The 878-nt window shown below is 51.1% G+C and carries 2 protein-coding genes; both read left to right on the forward strand.

What is annotated here, in order from left to right; translation table 11 throughout:
* Nucleotides 1–609 (forward strand): RHS repeat-associated core domain-containing protein (locus EYB48_RS18985; RefSeq protein ID WP_463322632.1); only part of this gene is annotated, 609 nt, incomplete at its 5' end.
* A gap of 2 nt (nucleotides 610–611) precedes the next feature.
* On the forward strand, nucleotides 612–833 hold the full coding sequence (locus EYB48_RS18990; RefSeq protein WP_162021940.1) for a hypothetical protein: 222 nt from the start codon (nucleotides 612–614) through the stop codon (nucleotides 831–833).
* Nucleotides 834–878 lie beyond the last annotated feature (45 nt).

Genomic DNA, 878 nt, shown 5'->3' on the forward strand with positions numbered 1-878 from the left:
CGGTTTCTGAGTACGGATCCGGTTGTGACGGATGCAGATACGGGCAAGTCGTTTAACCGGTACACCTATGCGCTGAATAATCCGTATAAATTTGTTGATCCGGATGGGCGGAATCCTGCCGCTATTCCCGCGGGTGTAGGGGGAACTTTCGTTTGCGGTCCTGTATGTGGTGGTATAGCGGCGGGAGCCGTGCTCATTGGTGGAACTTATGCTGGCAAGAAGATTGTAAATTGGTGGAGTTCTCGGTCAGATCCGAAAAGAAGTGATTCTAACGAAGCGCCAAAGGGTAATGGCAAAAACGATACGAAATCGGGTTCAAGCAGCGATAATAGTAATCCATACAAAGGTCCGGTTACTGAGCCAGTCGTTGTTGTTGATCAACATGGAAACGCGATCCCGGTCGACCAAGGGCAAAGCGTGAACACATCGCCAAATGGTGATTTTCAGCAGGTAATCGGTACGGATGGGACACCGACGGGTGACAGGATGGATCGAGGAGGACATCCACGTCAACCTGATCCATCTGCACAAAAGCCTCATGGACATCGACCCGGCGTAACAAGGCCCGACGGCAATCCTCACTTACCCATCGAGCCAAAGGCTCAATAATTATGCCTAAATTTACTTACAATGACATCGTCAGGGTCAGGCCGGACTCAGAGGGTACGTCGAGGCCGGATCGGGCGTGGATTGTCGGGATTTTTGAAGACCGCCCTGGGTCGTACTTTGAAAAATTCCCAGAAGGTGTGGTTTATACGATTGAGTTTGAAGATGGTAGTTCAATTGAGGTGCACGAGGACGATTTGGAACCCGATCCGTCTGATGGGGATTAAAGCCTATGGGAACACCCATTCAGGCGCAGTTCCGGGGCAGGCGAA

The organism is Cognatundibacterium crateris, from assembly GCF_010078235.1.
GTDB classification, from domain to species: Bacteria; Pseudomonadota; Gammaproteobacteria; order Burkholderiales; family Burkholderiaceae_D; genus Undibacterium; species Undibacterium crateris.

Excerpts from the sequence above, each read along its gene's own strand:
- EYB48_RS18990 (WP_162021940.1), top strand. The coding sequence starts at position 612 with ATGCCTAAATTTACTTACAATGACATCGTCAGGGTCAGGCCGGACTCA.